At 62.2% G+C, this 18,653-nt stretch carries 21 protein-coding genes and 1 tRNA gene; 12 read left to right on the top strand and 10 right to left on the bottom strand.

The window, feature by feature from the left end:
- Positions 1-418: 418 nt before the first annotated feature.
- The 5 genes from LQK84_RS13930 (at position 419) to LQK84_RS13910 (ending at position 4,326) form a co-directional block, all read left to right on the top strand.
- Positions 419-1,471 carry a threonine aldolase family protein gene (locus LQK84_RS13930; protein WP_230829334.1) on the top strand — a complete coding sequence of 351 codons (1,053 nt, stop codon included), beginning with the start codon at positions 419-421 and terminating at the stop codon, positions 1,469-1,471.
- Between the two features lie 204 nt (positions 1,472-1,675).
- Entirely contained in the window at positions 1,676-1,987 is a 312-nt protein-coding gene (locus tag LQK84_RS13925; protein WP_230829333.1) for a BufA1 family periplasmic bufferin-type metallophore, read from the top strand.
- Positions 1,988-2,068: 81 nt separating this feature from the next.
- Positions 2,069-2,968, top strand: coding sequence for an MNIO family bufferin maturase (bufB, locus tag LQK84_RS13920; protein ID WP_230829332.1), 900 nt, complete (start codon positions 2,069-2,071; stop codon positions 2,966-2,968).
- Positions 2,961-3,746 (top strand): HvfC/BufC N-terminal domain-containing protein, encoded by a 786-nt coding sequence (locus LQK84_RS13915; protein WP_230829331.1) that lies wholly within the window; start codon positions 2,961-2,963, stop codon positions 3,744-3,746. Before bufB ends, LQK84_RS13915 begins: the two co-directional genes overlap by 8 nt.
- A gap of 1 nt (position 3,747) precedes the next feature.
- On the top strand, positions 3,748-4,326 hold the full coding sequence (locus tag LQK84_RS13910; protein ID WP_230829330.1) for a DoxX family protein: 579 nt from the start codon (positions 3,748-3,750) through the stop codon (positions 4,324-4,326).
- A 65-nt stretch (positions 4,327-4,391) separates the two neighbouring features.
- On the opposite strand, the gene LQK84_RS13905 is transcribed toward LQK84_RS13910, so the two are convergent.
- Positions 4,392-4,856 carry an Hsp20 family protein gene (locus LQK84_RS13905; protein ID WP_230829329.1) on the bottom strand — a complete coding sequence of 155 codons (465 nt, stop codon included), beginning with the start codon at positions 4,854-4,856 and terminating at the stop codon, positions 4,392-4,394.
- 169 nt (positions 4,857-5,025) lie between these two features.
- Here LQK84_RS13905 and LQK84_RS13900 point away from each other — a divergent pair, with 169 nt between their 5' ends.
- Complete coding sequence (locus tag LQK84_RS13900) at positions 5,026-6,030, top strand: alpha/beta fold hydrolase (RefSeq protein ID WP_230829328.1); 1,005 nt, start codon at positions 5,026-5,028, stop codon at positions 6,028-6,030.
- Here the strand turns inward: LQK84_RS13900 and hisN are convergent, their stop codons facing one another.
- Positions 6,031-6,804: a histidinol-phosphatase gene (gene hisN / locus LQK84_RS13895; protein WP_230829327.1), complete on the bottom strand. Its 774-nt coding sequence runs from the start codon at positions 6,802-6,804 to the stop codon at positions 6,031-6,033.
- Between the two features lie 1,146 nt (positions 6,805-7,950).
- The gene (locus LQK84_RS13890; RefSeq protein ID WP_230829476.1) at positions 7,951-8,835 is read right to left on the bottom strand and encodes an N-formylglutamate amidohydrolase; all 885 of its coding nucleotides are present in this window, start codon (positions 8,833-8,835) and stop codon (positions 7,951-7,953) included.
- 216 nt (positions 8,836-9,051) lie between these two features.
- Here LQK84_RS13890 and cpdR1 point away from each other — a divergent pair, with 216 nt between their 5' ends.
- The 4 genes from cpdR1 to LQK84_RS13870 all read left to right on the top strand — a co-directional run bounded on the left by cpdR1 (position 9,052) and on the right by LQK84_RS13870 (position 11,033).
- Complete coding sequence (gene cpdR1 / locus LQK84_RS13885) at positions 9,052-9,414, top strand: response regulator CpdR1 (protein ID WP_109858444.1); 363 nt, start codon at positions 9,052-9,054, stop codon at positions 9,412-9,414.
- A gap of 99 nt (positions 9,415-9,513) precedes the next feature.
- Positions 9,514-9,588: transfer RNA gene (locus tag LQK84_RS13880), tRNA-Val, on the top strand.
- A gap of 146 nt (positions 9,589-9,734) precedes the next feature.
- Positions 9,735-10,385: a PAQR family membrane homeostasis protein TrhA gene (trhA, locus tag LQK84_RS13875; protein WP_230829326.1), complete on the top strand. Its 651-nt coding sequence runs from the start codon at positions 9,735-9,737 to the stop codon at positions 10,383-10,385.
- Between the two features lie 204 nt (positions 10,386-10,589).
- Positions 10,590-11,033 carry a glyoxalase superfamily protein gene (locus LQK84_RS13870; protein WP_230829325.1) on the top strand — a complete coding sequence of 148 codons (444 nt, stop codon included), beginning with the start codon at positions 10,590-10,592 and terminating at the stop codon, positions 11,031-11,033.
- Positions 11,034-11,076: 43 nt separating this feature from the next.
- On the opposite strand, the gene LQK84_RS13865 is transcribed toward LQK84_RS13870, so the two are convergent.
- The 5 genes from LQK84_RS13865 to LQK84_RS13845 form a co-directional block, all read right to left on the bottom strand.
- Positions 11,077-11,649, bottom strand: coding sequence for a peptidase inhibitor family I36 protein (locus LQK84_RS13865; RefSeq protein ID WP_230829324.1), 573 nt, complete (start codon positions 11,647-11,649; stop codon positions 11,077-11,079).
- Positions 11,650-11,808: 159 nt separating this feature from the next.
- Positions 11,809-12,225 (bottom strand): DUF2267 domain-containing protein, encoded by a 417-nt coding sequence (locus LQK84_RS13860; protein WP_230829323.1) that lies wholly within the window; start codon positions 12,223-12,225, stop codon positions 11,809-11,811.
- Positions 12,226-12,229: 4 nt separating this feature from the next.
- Complete coding sequence (locus LQK84_RS13855; protein WP_230829322.1) at positions 12,230-13,219, bottom strand: WD40 repeat domain-containing protein; 990 nt, start codon at positions 13,217-13,219, stop codon at positions 12,230-12,232.
- A 117-nt stretch (positions 13,220-13,336) separates the two neighbouring features.
- Complete coding sequence (locus tag LQK84_RS13850) at positions 13,337-14,044, bottom strand: FkbM family methyltransferase (protein WP_230829321.1); 708 nt, start codon at positions 14,042-14,044, stop codon at positions 13,337-13,339.
- A gap of 87 nt (positions 14,045-14,131) precedes the next feature.
- Entirely contained in the window at positions 14,132-15,250 is a 1,119-nt protein-coding gene (locus tag LQK84_RS13845; RefSeq protein ID WP_230829320.1) for a CobW family GTP-binding protein, read from the bottom strand.
- Positions 15,251-15,479: 229 nt separating this feature from the next.
- On the opposite strand from LQK84_RS13845, the gene LQK84_RS13840 reads away from it, so the two are divergent.
- Complete coding sequence (locus LQK84_RS13840; protein WP_230829319.1) at positions 15,480-16,673, top strand: OpgC family protein; 1,194 nt, start codon at positions 15,480-15,482, stop codon at positions 16,671-16,673.
- On the opposite strand, the gene LQK84_RS13835 is transcribed toward LQK84_RS13840, so the two are convergent.
- Entirely contained in the window at positions 16,663-16,881 is a 219-nt protein-coding gene (locus LQK84_RS13835) for a hypothetical protein (protein ID WP_230829318.1), read from the bottom strand. The two genes, LQK84_RS13840 and LQK84_RS13835, sit on opposite strands and share 11 nt — an antisense overlap.
- A 121-nt stretch (positions 16,882-17,002) precedes the next feature.
- On the opposite strand from LQK84_RS13835, the gene LQK84_RS13830 reads away from it, so the two are divergent.
- Positions 17,003-17,908 (top strand): LysR family transcriptional regulator, encoded by a 906-nt coding sequence (locus tag LQK84_RS13830; protein ID WP_230829317.1) that lies wholly within the window; start codon positions 17,003-17,005, stop codon positions 17,906-17,908.
- Here the strand turns inward: LQK84_RS13830 and LQK84_RS13825 are convergent.
- Positions 17,892-18,653 (bottom strand): creatininase family protein, encoded by a 762-nt coding sequence (locus tag LQK84_RS13825; RefSeq protein WP_230829316.1) that lies wholly within the window; start codon positions 18,651-18,653, stop codon positions 17,892-17,894. The two genes, LQK84_RS13830 and LQK84_RS13825, sit on opposite strands and share 17 nt — an antisense overlap.

Below are 18,653 nucleotides of genomic sequence, written 5' to 3'. Positions count from 1 at the left end.
CGGCGCAGGAACCTGCGAAATTCTCATGCCTTGATTGATGTCCTCGGGCGGACGTTATCATCCGCAAGTGACGATCGGACTATAGCGCGAATTGTCGCTGTTTCCAGCGTTTTTGCCGCGTCTTCGGCCCTTCAAGACCGAAATAGGACAGCAAACCTGTCCTATTTCATTGGTTCTATGCCAGAAACACGCCGAGGCTGCAAGGGCCTTGGGGGAAAATATTAACGCAACGCCGCACAAGCTTTCGTAAAATTACGAGTTTACGTAATAAAATTTCGTCTCTTTCGTGAAAATGCTCGCAATGTTGCCAATTGATCAAATTTTGAGGTTTATGAAGCCCGCAGGTGACAGCAACAGGGACAATTGGCTAATCTCCGGTCTGTCCATCGATACACCAGCAACAGGGCCCGATTTTACGATGTTTTTCGCCTCCGACAACTGGGCTGGTGCCCACCCGAAAATTGCCCAGAGACTGACGACGGAAGCCGGCGGTTTTGCCTCCGCCTATGGCACCTCGGCGCTGGACAGGAAGGTGGAGCAGACCTTCAACGACATCTTCGAACGCGAGGTCGCCGTCTTCTTCGTCTCCACCGGGACGGCCGCCAATTCGCTGGCGCTGGCCAGCGTCGGCAAGCCCGGCGGCGTCATCTTCTGCCATGACAGCGCGCATGTCTTCTGCGACGAATGCGGCGCGCCCGGCTTCTTCTCCAGCGCCGCCCGTCTCTCGCCGATTGCCGGCAAGGACGGCAAGATCGATCCCTTGAGCCTTGAGCGCGGCATCCGCGCCGTGCCGCCCGCCTTCATCCATGCCGGCCAGCCCATGGCCGTCACGGTCACGCAGTCGACCGAATCCGGCACGCTCTATACGCTTGACGAAATCGAACGCATTGCCGGCATTGCCAGGAGCCACGACATCCCGCTTCACATGGATGGCGCCCGCTTTGCCAATGCGCTGACGGCGCTGAATGTCTCGCCCGCCGAGATGACCTGGAAACGCGGCGTCGACATCCTCTCCTTCGGCGCGACGAAGAACGGCTGCTGGTGTGCAGAGGCGATCGTCTTCATGAACCCGGAACAGGCCCGCCAGCTCCCCTTCATCCGCAAGCAGTCGGCACAGCTCTTCTCCAAGACCCGCTTCGTCGCCGCCCAGTTCGAGGCCTATTTCGAGGACGGCCTGTGGCTGGAGCTCGCCTCCCATGCCAACGCCATGGCAGACCGCCTGCGTGCCGGCATTGCGGCGAGCGGCAACGCCCACGCCGCGTGGGACACAAATGCAAACGAAGTCTTTGCGATCATCCGCAACGACGCGTCCAAACGTCTGCGCGATGCCGGCGCCCAGTTCTACGACTGGCATGAAATCCCCGAACACCTGCACGACACGATCGGCCCCGACGAGACCCTTGCCCGCCTTGTGACGGCCTTCGCCACGGACGCGTCCGAAGTCGACCGCTTCGTCGAACTCCTTCGGTAAACTCCCGATCACGCGGGGTTCACGGCATGATCCGCGCCGATGACGCATCCGTCACGGCGCGATCACACGGGCGTCATGCAACGCTCACTGCGGGTTGATTTCCATTTCTGCGGGAACTGTGAGAGCTTTTGATCACCGGACCAGAGAGGCCCGGCGGCGGGATTTCTGATCCGCCGAACCCAAGGCAATTTGAGGAGATCAATAATGTCCACCAAGACCGTACTCAGCGCTTCCGCTGTCGCCAGCGCCCTCATGATGGCAGTTTCCGCCACGACCTTCGTCTCGTCCGCCACCTCAGCTGTTGCCGATGATGCCAAGGAAAAGTGCTTCGGCGTTGCCATGGCTGGCAAGAACGACTGCGCCGCCGGCCCCGGCACCACCTGCGCCGGCACGTCCAAGGTCGACTTCCAGGGCAATTCCTGGAAATACGTTGCCAAGGGCACCTGCACCACGATGAAGCTCCCGGGCGACCGCAAGGGCGCGCTCGAAGCCCTGAAGCGCGATCTGCCGGCCTGATCGGCCCGCGCCAAAGCCGGAGCCCCCGCTCTGCCCCTTGGGCTCCGGCTTCCTGCCTGCACGGATCATCGGAGGACTGCCATGGAACCGCTTCGCTTCAACGCAGCAAAATCGAGTGTGACCGGCTTGCCCGCTCGCGCCGGAGCCGGCTTCAAGTCCGTTCACGCCGACGCGATCCTCGCCGACAGCTACCGGATCGGTTTCCTGGAAGTGCATGCGGAAAACTACATGGGGGCCGGCGGTCATCCGCACCGCCTGTTGAGCCGCATGCGGGAGAGTTTTCCGCTCTCAGTGCATGGCGTCGGACTGTCCATCGGCTCCGAAAAGGGCCTGGACGCCATGCACCTTTCGCGCCTCAAGACCGTCGTCGAGCGCTACCAGCCGGAACAGGTGTCCGAACATCTCGCCTGGTCGACCCACGACGACAGCTATTTCAACGATCTTCTGCCCGTGCCTTATGACCGCGAAACGCTGGACCGCGTCTGCGATCACATCGACATGGTGCAATCCGTGCTCGGGCGAAAGATCCTGCTCGAAAATCCCTCGACCTACGCGCTCTTCGAACGCTCGACCATGAGCGAGACGGACTTCATCCGCGAAATCGCCAGCCGCACCGGCTGCGGCCTGCTGCTCGACGTCAACAATGTGCTGGTCTCCTCGGTCAACAACCGCTTCAAGCCGATCATGTATCTGCACGACTTCCCGCTCGACCTGGTGGAAGAGATTCATCTGGCAGGTCACGCCGAGGATCAGGACGAAGACGGCACCCGCCTGCTGATCGACGCCCATGATCGCCCGGTGGATGATGAAGTCTGGAACCTCTACAACATCGTCATCAGCCAGACCGGCCCGCTGCCGACCCTGATCGAATGGGACAATGACGTGCCCGACTGGCCGGTGCTTCGCCGCGAGGCGCAGGCCGCCGACGCGATCCTTGCCCGCCACGCCAGCACCTATCTGATGGGCGCGCGCCATGGGTAACGCCCCCTCATCCCGGCAGCAGGCCTTCGCCGCCGCCCTTCTCGATCCGGATCGCGCCATCCCGGACGGCCTCGTCACGCCGGCTGGCCAGCCGGCCGGCAAGCGTTTCGGCATCTATCGCAACAACGTGACCGTCAGCCTCGTCAGCGCGCTGTCGGAAGTCTTCCCGACCGTCCAGAACCTGGTGGGCGAAGACTTCTTCCGCGCCATGGCCAGGCTCTACGTGCAGGACAATCCACCCACATCCCGCCTGCTCTTCGAATACGGCGCGACCTTTCCGAGCTTCATCGAACAGTTCGAACCCGCTGCCGAATTGCCCTTTCTCGCCGATGTCGCACGGCTGGAGCGCCTTTGGCTCGACAGTTTCCATGAAGCCGATGCGGCGCCGCTTGACGGCGCTGTCCTCCAGCGCGTCGCGCCGGAGCAATTGGCGGGCCTCACCTTCGTTGCCCATCCCGCCACGCGCCTCTTCCGCGCCAGCCATGCTGCCGTGACGATCATGGCGCGAGACCGTGCCGGCGAACCGCTCGACGGGCTCGATCCCTTCGTGGCCGAAGATGGTCTCGTCACCCGCCCCGCCTACGATCCCGAAATTCGCCATCTGCCGCCCGGCGGCGCGGATTTCATCGGCCTGCTGATCGAGGGCCGGACGCTTGGCGAGGCGGCAGGAGCCGCGCTTGCTGCGGATCCCGATTTCAACCTGCCCGCCGCAATTTCGGCCATCATCGAGGCAGGCGCATTTTCAAAAATCCTGTTTGAGGGGCTGGAGGTTTCCTGACATGAATTTTCTAATCAAGATCAAGCAATTGCACGATGGCGTCTTCGGCCTCGCCGAGAAACTGACGGAGGGCTGGTTTCTCGGCCTCTTCGCCCGTTTCGTCTTCTTCGCCGTGCTCTATTTCTATTTCCTGAATTCCTTCGGCACCAAGGTCGGCGAAGGCCTTGCCGGCTTTTTCCAGATCCAGGACGGCGCCTTCTACCAGATCGCCCCGAAGGCGATGGATGCCGTCAGCGGTGATGTCGGAGCCCTGCCCTTCTTGCCCTGGAAGATCATCGTGCCGCTCGGCACCTATATGGAGCTCATCCTGCCGACGCTGGTCGTGCTCGGCCTTTTCACCCGCCTTGCCGCCGTCGGCATGATCGGCTTCGTCATCGTCCAGACGCTGACCGACATCTATGGCCACATGGCCGATGCCCAGACGATCGGCGCGCTCTTCGACCGTTTCCCCGACAGCCTGATCTCCGACCAGCGCCTGCTCTGGAGCGTGCCGCTCGTCTATCTGGCGCTGAAGGGCGGCGGAGCCATCTCGCTGGATGCAATCCTCTCGAGACTTGTACCGAAGCCGCAAATGGCCTGAAGCCGGCACGAAAAGACCCCCGGCAGGGAAACCGGGGGCCTCTTCAATCAACCGGAGGAGAAGTTTTAGTTGAGCTGGCCTTCGATCGCCTTGGGAGCTTCGCTCTTCGAGGCGACGATATCGATGCGGCGCGGCTTCATCGTTTCGGGAATTTCGCGCACGAGGTCGATGTGGAGCAGGCCGTTCTTCAGCGAGGCACCGCGCACTTCGACATAGTCGGCAAGCTGGAAGCGGCGCTCGAAGGCGCGCTTGGCAATGCCGCGATAGAGATAGTCGACATCCTTGTCGACTTCGGCGGATTTTTCACCCTTGACGGTCAGCGCATGTTCGCGCGCTTCGATCGAAAGCTCGCTTTCGTCAAAGCCGGCAACGGCCATGGTGATGCGATAGGCGTTCTCACCCGTCCGCTCAATATTGTAGGGCGGATAGCTCTGCGACTGGTCGGGCTGGCCGATGCCGTCAAGCATGTTGAACAGGCGGTCGAAGCCGACGGTGGAGCGATAAAGGGGAGAGTAGTCGATGTGACGCATGATGTCCTCCTGAGAAGCGACGTCAGTCAATGTTTTCAATGCCTCACGCCCCGTTTGTGGCGGCGGGAGACGGTTTGGGAAGACCCGTTTGGCGTCTTCTGAAGAAGAGATGGGAATTGATTTTTGCGCTTCAAGAGGTGATGAGAAGTTTAGCCAAATCGAGAGCGCGATGACCGAGACCCTGCATTCCACCCCAGACAATCCGCTGCCGCCTGTCCATATGGCCGGGACCTTCAAGACGCATGACGGGCTCGACCTGCGCTATGCCGTTTTCAAGGGCAAGGCATCGCCGCCCAAGGGAACCGTCGTCCTCCTGCAGGGCCGCAGCGAGACGATCGAGAAATATGCCGAAACGATTGCCGACATAACGGCCACCGGGCTCTGGGTCGCCACCTTCGACCTGCGCGGCCAGGGCGGATCGCCGCGCCTCCTGAAAAACAAGCGGCTCGGCCATGTCCGCCGCTTCGTCGACTACCAGAAGGATCTCGACTCGTTCTTCGAGCAGATCGTCCTGCCGGACGCCAAGCTCCCCTTCTTCCTCGTCGGTCACTCGACCGGCGGGCTGATTGCGCTGGCAAGTGCTCGACGCATCGCCAACCGTGTCGAACGGATCGTCGTCTCCGCTCCCTTCCTCGGTCTCGCCTCCCTGCGGCCGTCGCCCCGCATGGTCCGCTTCGTCGCCCGCCTCATGTGCCTCATCGGCCTCGGCGGCCGCGCCTCGCGCAAGGACAGGGACTATTCGAACTTCGCCGACAATGCCGTGACGTCGGACCCCAAGCGTTTTGCCCGCAACCAGGCAATCCTTGACGCGCATCCCGAACTGACGCTCGGCCCGCCGACCTGGCGCTGGCTGCATGAATGCCTGAAGGCAGGCCGCAAGGTCGTCTCGCCGACCTATCTGCAGTCGATCACTGTGCCGACACTGGTCCTTGGCCCCACGGCCGATCGCGTCGCCTCCTATCCGGAGATCGAGCGCATGTCGCGCTACTTCCGCGCCGGCAAGCTGATCCCAATCAACGGCGCGGAACACGAGGTCTTTCAGGAGGCGGAGAAATATCGCGCGCAGGCCATGGCGGCGCTGCTCGCCTTCATCCCCGGCGGCTTTGCCGAACCCGTTCGCCTGATCGAGGAAGACGGGGAAAAGGAAGACGCGGCGGAGAAGGCGGCGGGCTGATCAGCCCGCCAGCAGTTCCAGCGCCTGCCTGTGCAGTGCCGGCGTGGCGGCAGCAACGATGCGTCCGCCCATTTCCGGCCGCCCGCCATCCCATGTCGTGATGACCCCGCCGGCATTCTCGATGATCGGAATGATGCCGCCGACATCATAGGGCTTCAGCTGGTTCTCGACCACGAGATCGATATTGCCGCTGGCGACCAGCATATAGGCATAGCAATCGCAGCCATAGCGGAAGAGTTGCACGGTCTTTTCGACCGCACGATATTTCCGCTCGTCCTCACCGGTGAAGAGATGCGGCGAGGTGGAAAACAGCGTCGCCTTGGTGATGTCGCCGCAATCGCGCGTCCTGATCTCGCGCGCCCCGCCGGGGCCGGTATAGTAGGAGGCCTTGCCGTCGGAGAAATAGCGCTCGCCGGTGAAGGGCTGGTCGACCAGTCCCATATTCGCCCGGCCATTGCTGTAGAGCCCGATCAGCGTCCCCCAGACCGGCAGGCCGGAAATGAAGGCGCGCGTGCCGTCGATCGGGTCGATCACCCAGACATTCTCGCGGTCGAGCCCGACATTGCCATGCTCTTCGCCAAGGATGCCATGATCGGGAAAGGCGCGCTCGATTTCGGCACGGATCGCTTCTTCTGCCGCCCGGTCGCCTTCCGTCACCGGATCGAAACCGCCCGCTTCCTTGTTGACCACCGCAGCACCGGCGCGGAAGCGCGGCAGCGTCTCGCGCGCAGCAACCTCGGCGAGGCGATCGAAAAACGCTCTGTCTGGCAACATGGGGCCCTCGTATGCGCGCGCCGCGCGCTCTTGTTTTATGCAGAAACCTCCCTGCTTAAACCGGAAATCGCCGGCAGAGGAAAGGCCATTCTTTCACATTTGATGCCGCAGCAAGCACGAATGGGTAAAAAATGAGCAAGAAAAAAATCTGCTTAAATCCTGTGCCAAATCCGTTGACATGTGTGCGCTGCAATAATATGTTCATCTTACAGTCGCTCGCGGCTGTAATACCCTCCTTGGGTGTTTCCTCCCTAGATTTGACCGCGCCAATGGCGCGGTTTTTTTTGGCCACTGGCGCCCTGCCCTCATGGCGAGCGGAGAACGCTGGCGCAGCAAAACCCTCGGACAAATACCTTCCCCGAGTTATCCTCCGGTCTAACCGCCTCCGTCCCTTTCTCTGGACATCAGCTTCCGGAGAGCCACGCTGACGCGCCGCCCTGATTGAGTAGTAAAATAACGGCGGAGCGCCAGCGCGACCCGTCGAGATCTGCAAGGCAGGGCCTCATCCGACCCTGATCCTCAAACGCGGGCCGCCTCGCTAAGCCGTCTGCGGAGGCAGACGGGTTCTTTGGCGCAGCCAAGCCGCCGAGCCATTCGCGGCCCATCGGGGGAAACGTTTCGTCGGGATTTTTGCCCCGACGCCGCCCGCGTCCCCTGATGACATCCGCCGCACGTTACGGAGAACATCATCAGGCTCTCCTCCCGCCTGAGCCAGTCGTCGCTGGTCCATCCGGTGGCGGAAGAGCTACAGAATAAGCGGAGATGAGATAACGGGGAAAATGTGGGATGAAATTTTTCCGCCGTGATGTCTTGAGGCACCCTTGGCACAGCCCCCACTGCCGTCATCCTCTGGCTTGTCCAGAGGATCTGCTACGCAGCATGCACGCCGCACCGTCAATTGCTCGGTCTCGTCAGTAGATCCTCGGGACAGGCCCGAGGATGACGGCGGAGAGGTTTGCTGCTTGTCCTTCCCTTGTGGGAGAGGACAAGAAAATCAGCATCTTAGCTGCAAGCTAAGTGCTAGATTTTCCAGGTGATGGGGGGAGTTTCGACCACGCCGCGAAACCCCCTCTCTGGCAAAATCTACGACTTAGGCTTCGCCTAAGACCCTGATTTTGCTTTCTCCCCCACAAGGGGGAGACTGACTTATTCCGCCGCAAACGCCATGTCGCCCGATGTCTCGACGACGTAATCGGCGAGCCGCAGCATGAATTCGCGCAGCAGCCCGGCGATCAGCAGGAATTCCGGCTTCCGCTCCAGCGTCGTCTCGTCGACATAAAGCGAACGATTGACCTCGATCTGGATGGCATGGAGGTTGCGGGCCGGGCGGCCGTAATGTTCGGTGATGAAGCCGCCGGCATAGGGCTTGTTGCGCACGGTGGCGAAGCCGAGATCGGTGAGGATGTCGCTTGCCGCGCGCGTCAGCCGCGACGAGGCACTTGTGCCATAACGGTCGCCGATGACGATCTCCGGCTTTTCCGGCGATCCGGGAATGCGAATATTGCCGGGCATGGAGTGGCAGTCGATGAGGATGGCCTGGCCGAAGCACACATGGGTGCGGGCAATCAGCCGGCGCAGGCAGGCATGATAGGGCTTGTAGACGGCTTCGATCCGGTCCAGCCCCTCCTCCGCCGTCAGCCGCATGCGGTAGATTTCCGTGTTCTCGGCGACGATTCGCGGAATGGTCCCGAGCCCGCCGGCGACCCGCACGGAATTGCGGTTCACATGCGACGGCAGCTCGCCGATGAACATGCGCGGATCGAGCTCGTAGGGCTCGCGGTTCACATCGAGATAGGCGCGCGGGAAATGGGCAATCAGCATCGGCGCGCCGAGCGAGACGGCGGCGCCGAACAATTCCTCCACATAGACGTCTTCCGACCGGCGGATCGTCAGCGGATCGAGGCGCGACTGCGCCATGAATTCGCGGCTGTAGCAGCGACCGCTATGCGGGGAATTGAACACGAATGGAATGGTATGAGCGACAGGCTCGAAGACCTCGAAATCGATCTGTTCATCGCCTGGGCCGCGCATCATTCCCCTTTACCATGTTTTGTTGTTGTGGTGATTTGCAGTGTCAAACATGTTGCCAGCAGGCGGCTGCGAAGTCAAAACCATTCGCGGGAGCCAAAACGGCTCACGAACCGTTATACAGAGGCTTGGCCGCTGCTGTTCACGGGAAATTTACCCGCTCCAGCATACAACTCCTGTTCATATGCCAGAACGAGAAAACACCAGATGTCAGAGAAAATGACCCAGAAGATCCTCCTCGCAGAAGACGACAACGACATGCGCCGTTTCCTGGTCAAGGCGCTGGAACGCGCCGGCTACAACGTCATGTCCTATGACAATGGCGCGAGTGCCTATGACCGTCTGCGCGAAGAGCCCTTCTCGCTGCTTCTGACCGACATCGTGATGCCGGAAATGGACGGCATCGAGCTCGCCCGCCGCGCGACCGAACTCGACCCGGATCTGAAGGTCATGTTCATCACCGGCTTCGCCGCCGTGGCGCTCAACCCGGACTCCCGCGCCCCCAAGGACGCCAAGGTTCTCTCCAAGCCCTTCCACCTTCGCGACCTCGTCGACGAGGTCAACAAGATGTTGGCCGCCTGATCAGGCGGCCACCGAAGCTTTTCCACCGATTGAGAAAAAAGCTTCAAAAACCCTATTGACGGCGCAAAGCATTTTATGATCTATGCGCCGACATCGGATGGGCGTGTAGCTCAGCGGGAGAGCACTACGTTGACATCGTAGGGGTCACAGGTTCGATCCCTGTCACGCCCACCATCCTTCCCTCACAATCATATGTGATTGCCCGGCCGCTTCTTCGGAAGCGGCGGGCGGGAATGTCGCAGCACTTGCGATTGCCTTGCGCGGTGCCGCCCGATATTATTGCCGGACCAAGAACCACCCCGACGAGACCACGCTGTCCCATGACCCGATTCGAGCTGCCACATACGCCCTGGGAACATTTTGCCGATGGTGTCGTGCATGTGATCGGCGTTGCCGCCGCCATCGCCGCGACCTCGGCGCTGATCGTCTGGGCCAGCCTGAAGCTGCCGGCGAGCTGGATCTGGCCGCTGACCTTCTACGGCATCGGGCTGATCGCCACCTTCTCCTTTTCCGCAGCCTATAATCTGACCATCCACAGCAAGGTGCGCGCCGTGCTGCGCCGATTCGACCATGCGGCCATCTATCTGATGATCGCCGGCACCTATACGCCGATCGGCATCATCGGGCTTGGCGGCTGGCTGGGCTGGGGACTGGCGATTGCCTCCTGGACGCTGGCCATCGTCGGCATCGTCATGAAGCTTGCCTTCTTCCATCGCTGGCCGCGCGCCGGCTTCTTCCTTTATCTCGGCATGGGCTGGCTCGGCATCGTCGCGCTGTGGCCGTTGATCGAAAACCTCAACCCGCTCGTGCTGATCCTGCTGCTCGTCGGCGGCGTGACCTACACGGCAGGCACGCTCTTCTATCATTTCGACCGCCTGCCCTATTCCCGCGCCATCTGGCACACCCATGTGCTGGCCGCCGCGGCGATCCATTACGTGGCCGTCCTGACGGCCGTTCCGGCGATTACTTGAACTCTGCGCCACTTTCAGGCATAAGCTCGTCGGAAGGCTTGGGAACGCCTGCCGCCCGCTGGCATTTGCCTTGGTGAAGTTCCCGGTGCAGTTCGTCAGGACTTGCATCGAAACTCCGATTGATGACCGAAGCTTTGAAGCATTCGCGCCATCGGCAATGCGGGTCCCGATCACGGCACTGCGAATGCGGCAAGGACTTCAACCATGTCACAATCGATGCCCATCCCCTCGCTCGAAACCTTGAAGGATCAGGCCAAGCGCCTGCGCAGTCGCCTCAAGGACGAGAGCCAGGACATCACCCACTCGAAAGCGCTGGAACTGGTCGCAGCCCAATACGGCTTCCGCGACTGGAACACGATGGCCGCGAAAGCCGGCAACCGCCCGCCGCTCAATCCGTGGATGCTCGGCTCCAGGGTTACCGGCCACTATCTCGGCCAGCCCTTCAAGGCGGAAATCCTCTCGGTGCAGGCGCTGACGCATGCGCCGGGGCGCTATCGCATCACCTTCGATTTCGAGGAGCCGGTGGATGTCGTCACCTTCGACAGCTTCTCGGCGTTCCGCAAGCGCGTCACCTGCATGATCGGCGAAGACGGCCGGACCGTGGAGAAAACCTCCAACGGCCGGCCGCATATGGAACTGGAATGGTGAGACGGAAGGCGGCAGCTCCAGAGGGGTTGCCGCCTTCCTGCGATCACCGGGTGACCGTGTAGGACGAGATCGCCTTGTCGAGCGAGATCAGCATGCCGCGGCTGCCGCTGAGTGCCAGGCACTCGCCGGAATAGGCGCGGTCCGAGCAGATCTTGACGCTGGCCGGTCCGATCACCTCGACGGAGGAAATGCGGTCGTTCCAGGTGGCCGGCAGGCGCGGCGCGCTGGTGCCGATCGAGGCGCAGAAATGTGCGCCGGTGAAGTTTGCGCCCGTGTAGAAGCAGACCTTGCCGTCGGCGGACGCAGTCTGGACCTTGCAGCTTGCACCGTGGCAGGGCCTTGGCCTGGGCAGGCGCGGCAGCCTCGGCTTGTTAGGAAGCTTGGTGTCGTAGGTGAAGGCGTCAGGGCCTTCGCCGCTGCTTGGGGCACTGGTGCCGACGCTGTCAGTGCTATTGTTGCCGTTGCCACCGTTGTTGCCAGCGCTCGGCCCGTTGCCCGAATGGCCTCCGATCGAGGCGGACATGCTGGAGATGTCGGCATGCGCGACGTTGGCTACGCTGATGGCGAGAACGGCGGCAAGAGCGGATTGTGCGAAAAGAGTGCGAAACTTGGTCATGGTCGTGTCTCCCGGTATGGCTCATCCCGAGCCTTGGCTGATCGTCAGGAGGCTTTTGCCTCCGGCTGGCTTGCATCTGATGGAGACAGGTATAGATGCGACACGATCAGGCCGCTGTTCCCGGCGGAACACGGTGTTTAAACACGCGGGTAGCCGGGTTCAGCGCCAGAAGCCGGCAAGCTCGGCGGGCATGATGTCGAGCAGGCGGGCGAACTTCTCCGGTTCCATGTTTTCCCGCAGCGCCGCCCCCACATCTTCCAGCGCCGAAGGCGTCGAAAGATTGTGATTGTGCCGAAGCGCCAGGATTTCGCGCTGCAGCCCGGCGCGGTCGGTCATCGGCAGGACCGGTACGTCAATGTCCCAGTCCGACACGAAAATTGCCCTGAGAACGGGCGGAAGAAGATCGGCAAACGCCAGCGCCTCGCGCGCGCTCATATGGCTGCGCAGCGCATGAAACACCGCCTCGACCATGGTGTAGCACTGATGCGTCGTCTGCAGCAGCGAGATCCGCTTGAGGGACGCCATGAAGGCCTCGAAGTCGCGCGACGCCTGGAAATAGTCCTGCGGCATCGGCATGGTGTCACCCCGCGATGTCGACCACGCCGCAGTCGCCGGCTTCCGAGGCGAAGGCGAGCATCTTGCCGGATTTCGACCAGGCCATGGCGGTGATCGCCCCCTTGCCGGGGCGGCGCAGCACCACTTCCTTCTCGTCGGCAAAGCGCACCAGAAGGATCATGCCGTCGATGAAGCCGATGGCCACCACCTCTTCCGCCGGATGGCAGGCGACGGCGGTCGCCATGATGTTGCCGCGCGTGCCGAGTTCCATCGGCGGCTTGCCCATCGGGCCATCCTTGGCCGAAAACGGCCAGACGATCGCAGCCGGCGCCCCGGAGGATGCCAGCCACTTGCCCTTGACCGACCAGGACAGCGACTTCACCTTGGCCGGATAGCCGGTCATGCGCATATGACGTGCCTCTTCGCCGGGCTTCACGTCGATCTTCCAGCCATGCAGCGCATTTTCCTGCATGGCGGTGACGACGAAACGGCCGTCGGGCGAGAAGGTCACGGCGTTGTGCGCGCCCTTCCAGTCGAGATCGATCGGCGAACCCGCCGTCAGCACCCAATGCAGCGTCACGCCATTGTAGCGTGCAGCGGCGATGCGCAGACCCTTCGGCGCGAAGGCAAGCGCCTCGACCGTGCGCTGTTCGGTAAAGCTCTTCACCGTTCCATCGGCAAGCCGCACCTTCGCCTCCTTGCCGAGACCATAGGCAACCGCCCCTTGCGGGCCGGCGGCAATGACGGAAATCCACTTGCGCGGTTCCTCGGCGAGCAATTCCACCCGGCCATCGGCATGAATGCGATTGACCTTGCCGTCCTCGCCCGAGGTCACCAGCGTGTTGCTGGCCTCGTCCTTGATGGAGGCCAGCAGGCCTTCATGCGCGGCCACCGTCTTGTGGCCCATGTCGAGGCGGTGAACCTCGCCGGACGCGGCCGAGAAGAAGGGAACATCACCGATGAAATGCGCGCCGACGATATGGCCTTCGAGATCAAGCGGAGCAACTGTGGGCATGAACATGTCTCTGTCGATTGTGCCGGCCCGGGAGAGGCTCGGCGTCTGATAGGTCAGGCTTGGCTCTAGCCAATTTCGGGCCGCGAGAAAAGCCGCATCGAGGTCTTGAAGGACGCATCACGCCCTCAGCGCGAGTTCCACGACGGTATTTGTCGGATCAAGCCAGATATTGAGGTTCGGCAGCGCGCCGACATTGACATATCCCATGCTGCTCAGAAACGCCGAACAGGTTTCCGCCCGGTCCTCCACCATGATCAGCGGCTTGTGCCGGGCAATCGTCTCGACCGCCCCCTGCAGCGCCGGCAGTTCATGATCTTCCACGTCAAGCTGGAGTATCCGCAGATCGGTATAGTCGAACTGGTCGAGCCGCATCGCCGGGCAGGTCACGCCGGTCTCGGCCACGAAGGACGAACCGCCGCGATGGATGCCGCCCTGCGACACCGTGTTGATGCGGACATGCCCGACCGTGTCGGACAGCGCCGCGTTGAACAGGTTGACGTTGTCAAGACCATTGCGCTCGATGGAAAGGCGCGCCAGCACGTAGTTTTCGAGCACCGGCTCGAAGCACCAGAGCGTATCCGCCACCGCCGCAAAGCTCGGGATCATGTCTCCGAAGAACGTGCCCGCATGGATCATGGACCCGCGGATGCGGCTGAAGACGTGGCGCACCAGCGCATGGGTTTCCGGCTCATAAACCGTCCCGTCGAGGAAACACTTCACCGCCGGCCGGTCGATCGAATAGGCTGGCAGGAAATAGAAATTCCCTGCCAGTTCGCATTCGACGAAGTCGAGCTGATAGGCCTTGCGTGCCGGTGCTTCAGTCATGCCGGTCCCCGGAATGGAGAAATCGATTCCGGGGCCATTGTGCACGAGGCACGATCCCCATCAACCTGCTAAACGCCGGTTCCGCAATCAGGCGGCAACCGTCTGCGCTTCGCAGGCCTTGAAGGTGCGTTCCAGCTTTTCCTGGTCGAGATCGCGGCCGATGAAGACGAGGCGCGTTTCGCGCTTCTCGTGCACCTTCCACGGGCGCTGGTGATCGCCTTCGATGATCATGTGGACGCCCTGCACGACATAGCGTTCCTCGTCGCCGGCAAAGGCAATGATGCCCTTGAGGCGGAGGATCTTCGGGCCGTCCACCTGGGTCACCTTCTGGATCCAGGGGAAGAACTTGTCCGGGTTCATCTCGCCGGCGCGCAGCGAGATCGACTTCACCGTCACGTCATGGATGGCCGAGGGCGCGCCGTGATGATGCCCGTGATCGTGGCCATGGTCATGATGGTGATGATCATGGTCGTGATGGTGGTGATCGTGGTCATGATGATGGTGGTGGTCGTGATCGCAATCCGGGCCGCAGACGTGATCCTCGTATTCGTCGAGGAAATGCGGATCGTTTTCCATCGCCTTTTCGAGGTTGAACGCGCCCTGATCGAGGATCTTGGCGATATCGACTTCCGAGCGCTTGGCAAACATCACGCGGGCTGCCGGGTTGATGGCGCGCACGACGTCCTCAACCTGATGCAGCTCGTCATGCGAGACGAGGTCGGTCTTGTTGATGATGACAATATCGGCAAATGCAATCTGGTCTTCCGCTTCGCGGCTATCTTTCAGGCGCAGCGGCAGGTGCTTGGCGTCGACCAGCGCAACGACGGCGTCCAGCTCGGTCTTGGCGCGCACGTCGTCGTCCATGAAGAAGGTCTGCGCAACCGGCACCGGATCGGCAAGGCCCGTCGTCTCGACGATGATGCCGTCAAAGCGGCCGGGGCGGCGCATCAGGCCTTCCACGACGCGGATCAGATCGCCGCGCACGGTGCAGCAGACGCAGCCATTGTTCATCTCGTAGATTTCTTCGTCCGACTCGACGATCAGGTCGTTGTCGATGCCGATTTCACCGAACTCGTTGACGATGACGGCATATTTCTTGCCATGATTTTCAGTGAGGATCCGGTTGAGCAGCGTCGTCTTGCCTGAGCCGAGATAGCCGGTCAGCACGGTGACGGGAATGGGTTTGGTCGCTTGCGCTTGCGTCATGGTCCACCTTTGGGGAAAGGGCTTCGAATTTCAGCCTATATAGGACGCCCTCCCCGGCGACCGCAACAATGGTGAAAAATTAAAAGCTGGCACGAAAGCTGCTTCGATTTTCCCGTCATGTTTTTTTCACAATGCAGCCACGGCTGGAACGCACTTCTGCTTCCCTGTCGGATGAAGATGATGGAACAAGCGAATCGTCCGTGCGTTGTCGGGCGAAAGGAGACAACCCATGTCCGCGACACACGCTTCGCCCGCAAAAGCTGCTCCGACGACAGCTCCCGTACGCCGCCGCGACACGCGGCTGGACGTTCTGCGCGCACTCGCGCTCCTGATGATCTTCATCGACCACGTCCCCGGCCAGCCACTCGAGCACTGGACGATGAAGAATTTCGGCTTCTCCGATGCCTCCGAACTCTTCGTGCTGATCTCCGGCATCGCGGTCGCGCTGGCCTATGGCCGCAAGTATGACCTGACCAATCTCGCGTCGCTCACCGTCAAGGCGTGGCGTCGCGTCGTCACCCTCTTTGCCGCCCACATGACCGGCACGCTGCTGACGCTCGGCATTTTTGTCGGCGCAGCCTGGCTGTTTATCCGCCCGGATCTGATGACGCAGGTCGCGATCGGCCCGGTCATGGAAGCCCCGATGAAGGGCCTCGTGGCGCTGGCAACCCTCGGCCACCAGCTCGGCTATAACAACATCCTGCCCATGTACATGGCGCTGATGGCAATGGCGCCGGCAATGATCTGGTTGGAGCGTCGCAACCCGGCCATGCTGATCGCCGTTTCCGCCCTCATCTGGGCACTCGCCGGCACATGGCGCATCGGCCCGCCGCGGATGCTTGAAGAAGGTGTCTGGTTCTTCAACCCGCTGTCCTGGCAGCTGCTCTTCGTCATCGGCTATGTCGGCGCGCGCTACATCGCCCGCGGCGGCCGCATCGGCGGCAGCCCCGGCCTGCTCGCCGCGTCGATCACCTTCGTGCTCTTCTCGGCACTCTGGACCGTGATGGGGCTTGGCGCACATTCCAGCCTCTCGCTCGGCCTGCCCTTCGTGCTGACCGGCTTCGACAAGACCTATCTCACCGGCTGGCGCCTCGCCCACATGCTCTCGCTGGTCTACATCTTCCTGTCGGTGCCGTTCCTGTCGCGCATCACGCGCCTGGATCATGATAATCCGCTCGCCGTCATCGGCCGCCAAGGTCTGGCGATCTTCCTGATCGGGACGGTGCTGGCCGTTCTGGCGCAGGCGATCATGGCCGTCATCGGCAACTGGCCGGAAACCGGCCTGCTGCTGATCGCCAACGGCATCTTCATCCAGATCATTGCCGCCTATGTGCTCGATCAGCGCGATGCCAACCGCAAGACGGCAAAGACGGGCAAGACGGCTGTCGCCTCCACGTCCGGCCTTCGTCCCGTCACCGCCTGAACAGGCGACGCATGAAGGCGATCACGGCCTGGCGGCGCTCCTCGCGCCGCCATTCCTCTGCATTGCGCTCAAGGCTCGCCATGTCGGATCGCGTTCCCGGCCAGATGGCGGACGGAACCTCGACCTCGCGATGGCTGCGCCGCCGGGGCGCCTCGATTTCTCCGACAAGTTCGAACCTGCCGGCGCGGTAGCTGTCGATCTCGGCCATGTCGATCTCCTTTGCGGGAAGGCGTATGCTCCCGTTTCGTGTGATTGACCTTGATCTTAATTCATTCCCGTTGGATGATAATGGTCGGAAAAATCCTCACATAGGTGAATTTCAGTCAACTATGTCCGACGCGTCGCTCAAGGAAATGCAGGCCATCTGCCGGATCGCGGAGACGGGAAGCTTCGCGCAGGCCGCGGACGATCTCGCGCTCACCCCGTCCGCCGTCTCCAAACTCGTTGGCCGGCTGGAGGCGCGGCTCGGCATCCGGCTGATCACCCGGACCACCCGCCGCCTGTCCCTGACCTCGGAAGGTGCGACCTATGTCGCCCGCGCCCGCGACATTCTCGCCGCAGTCGAGGATGCCGAACAGGAGGTCATGGCGAGCGCTGCTGAACCCACCGGGCTGCTGCGCGTCAACACCGGCACAGCCTTCGGCCGTTACGTTCTCGGGCCGATCATTCCGGACTTTCTGGCGCGTTTCCCGAAGATCCGCCTCGACCTCGGCATTGCCGACCGGCAGGTCGACCTGATCGGCGAGCAATGGGATGTGGCGATCCGCATGGGCCAGCTCGGAGATCCGTCGCTGGTCGCCCGCAAGATCGGCGAATCGTCGCGCGCCATCTGCGCCAGCCCCGCCTATCTGGCGCGCCACGGCATGCCGCAAAACCCGGCCGATCTGGTGCAGCACAATTGCATCGTGATTTCCGGCTTTCCCTATCTGAGGCGCTGGCCGTTTGCCTCGCCGGAAGGCGTGAACCTGCAGGAGGTCGGCGGCAATCTCGTCACCGACAGCGCCGATGTCATTGTCGACATGATGCTGTCAGGCCTCGGCATCGGCCGACTGGCGCGCCTCACGGTCGCGCAGCCGCTGAAGGACGGCCGCCTCGTGGAGATCCTGAAGGATGCTCACCGGGTCGACCCCTTTCCCATCCACGCGATCATGCCGCCGGGCGGAAATCGCAGTCCCAAGGTCAGGGCCTTTGTCGACTTTCTGGCCGGCCACCCGCTGCTCAGGACGTCGCTCTAGGCCCGAAAAGCGAGAGATCGAAGCGGGCCACGTCGCCCAGCAGTTCGATCAACCCGCGCGCCGCGCGATCGATCATCGCCTGTCCCTTTTCCGCAGTCGCAAGCCCGGCATTTCCGGCAACGCCGTCCGCGTTGAGATCGCGCATCATCCAGCCGAACGCATGCGGGCCATAGGCGCGCAGGTGCCTGAAGTCGCGAATGAAGTCGCTCTGGCGCGACGGGAAATCACGCGCCTTCGCCATGTCCACCAGATGGGGCGCAAGCGCCAGCATCACCGACGTCTCGATCTCGCCGCCATGAATGCCGATGGCCTTCTCCTCCGGCGTCACGATGCCGGCTTCGGCGCCAAAACGGGTCCAGCTCGACGCGACACAGAGCATGCCGAACCGCACTCGCGCTTCGGTCGCCACCACCGTCAGCAAGGGCGAATTGCCACCATGGGCATTGAGAAGGACGAGACGCTGGATGCCCTCGTCGTTCAGCGACCGGGCAATTCCGAGCCAGCGCTCGACCGCCTCGTGATAGGTGAGCGTCCGCGTGCCTTCCACATCCAGATGCTCGATGGAGTAGCCAACCGCTTCCGTCGGCAGGACGATCACGTCGAGATCGTCCAGCAGAAGCGCTTCCGCCCGGCGTGCAACGCCCTCGGCGATGATCGCGTCCGTCTCGAACGGCAGGTGCGGACCATGCTGCTCATGCGCGCCCAGCGGCAGCACCGCGATGCGGCGCTTGTCTTTTCCTTCCAT

Source organism: Rhizobium sp. C4 (assembly GCF_021026315.1).
Taxonomy (GTDB): domain Bacteria; phylum Pseudomonadota; class Alphaproteobacteria; order Rhizobiales; family Rhizobiaceae; genus Ensifer_A.
Note: the sequence above shows the minus strand (reverse complement) of the source record. Positions and strands in the feature narration are given on the sequence as shown.